Annotated in this window: 1 protein-coding gene; it reads right to left on the bottom strand. The window is 45.2% G+C overall.

Going from position 1 to position 1,926, the window contains the following annotated elements:
- A partial coding sequence (locus QUA38_RS28650; protein ID WP_333167856.1) for a serine/threonine-protein kinase occupies positions 1 to 731 on the bottom strand: 731 nt, incomplete at its 3' end.
- Between the last annotated feature and the right edge of the window lie 1,195 nt (positions 732 to 1,926).

Here is a 1,926-nt window from a genome sequence, read left to right on the forward strand (position 1 = left end):
GGCTTTCCAGTCAGCAAATAAACAAAAGTGCGCCCCAGAGCAAAAAAATCTGACTGCGGAACAGCCTTGCCATTAGTTTGTTCCGGTGGCGTGTAGCCGGGGGAAACAATACCAGTCACATTTTGCCCCTGGCCCACCTTAGCGAAATAAGTCGCCGACACTTCCCGAGCAGTCCCGAAGTCAATCAGCACTAACTGCCCGTTTGGCTTGCACATAATATTGTGCGGCTTGATATCCCGATGGAAATAGTTGAGGCGGTGAACTTGGTCTAAAATTTCCGACAGTTGTTTGAGCCAGTTCACAGCTTGTTCTTGACTGATGGGGCGGCCCCGATGTTTCAGCCAGTCTTGCAAATTGGCCCCAGCAATTTTCTCCATCACCAGACAGTGAAAAGACTCTGTGCTGTGAGCGGGTGTAAATGTAAAATAACCGTCGCGATCGACTTTTGGAATACCTGGATGTCTGAGCCTGACCAATACGTCGGCTTCTTGCTTAAACAGTTCTACAGCTTTGGGATGTTCTTTGAGCAGGACTTTGAGCACTCTTCGGGCGCCGTTGTCGTCCACTTCAAATGTTCTGCCAAAGCCACCGCCTCCGAGAGGCGCGACTAGCCGATATCGACCTTGCAACAAAAGTTCTGACCCGCAGTGGATACACACGGATTTACCAGAGTTGGCTGGATCGGAAGGATTCGGGCATTTGGGATTGAGGCAATAACTCACAGAAGCCACATAACCCTGATTGAGGTTGCTCTATCAAGTTTTACTTTGACACTGCTATACAAAACTTGGCTAAGCTTATTTAAGCTTCACCATTCAACTAGAAGTATTTTCTAGAGGGTCTGATTCCTGCTTCTGCCAAGAGAGTCGGCTCTTACTTGTCCACAGGCGTAAATTCGGGTGGAGCAGCACCCTATTTTTGAAGTCTGTACAACTATTTATTATTGTGGAAGCTTTTAGCCATTGTTTAACCATTATTTTCAACCAATTTAACGAAACGCGGACTCCCGTTCGACCTTTTTATAGGCTGGTCAGTTTTAAATCGACCGTCGTTTACGGCTACACAAAACTTGGATAAACTTATTTAAGCCTCACCATTCGATCAGAATTACTTCTGAAGGGTTTGTTTCCTGCTTCACCCAAGGGAGTCGGCTCTTTCTTGTCCACAGGCGTTAATTCGGATGTAGCTCACCCTAATTGAATTAATTTTAGTTGAAGCTTTTAGCCATGAGTCATCCACTATTTTCAACCTATTTAACGAAACGCGGGCTCCCGTTCGACCTTGTGACAGGCTGGTCAGTTTTGACTTGCACGCTCGGTTTACTCTCCCAGATAATTAAGCCTTTTTTTCGGCATTGATTTAATCATACTGCCCAGAATGTTAATCAGTCAAGTTAATTATGACTAACTTTGATGAACTTTTGGGCTATTTAGTCCAACTCAATTGTCAACTTATGACGATCGTAGCACACCTAGTAAAAGACTCATGAGTACCCTTGATTTAAATCTTGCAGGGTCTCTGAAGTCAAGGGAGGTTTTAGTCTCGCTTGACTTCAGCATCCCGTGTTTTTTTATAACTGGGGGCACTGCGATCTAACGATCGGGTTGAGGTCAAAGCTTTTGTTGTTTGTCATAGCCGATCGAGGTCACAAATCCCTGATGAGAGCACATAATGTACAAACACACCAGAACTAATAACGAGAGAGCAGCTACATTTCAATTGTACGATCGCAACCACCACTCTCGAAGAAAGAAGTGAGAGTAGGGGAGTGGAAGAGTGGGCGAGTGAAAAAATCTGCCTTCTTCTTGATTCCCTCTTCCCTCTCATTAAGCAGAAGAAAGCCTTTTAAACAAGTCCCTCAATTACCGGATGGAAGTAGAACGCCAGCGCCAAAACCGTATAAGCTGCCAACAGCAAAGTACCTTC

It is taken from the genome of Microcoleus sp. Pol12B4 (assembly GCF_036701385.1).
In the GTDB taxonomy this organism is placed as follows: Bacteria; Cyanobacteriota; Cyanobacteriia; order Cyanobacteriales; family Microcoleaceae; genus Microcoleus.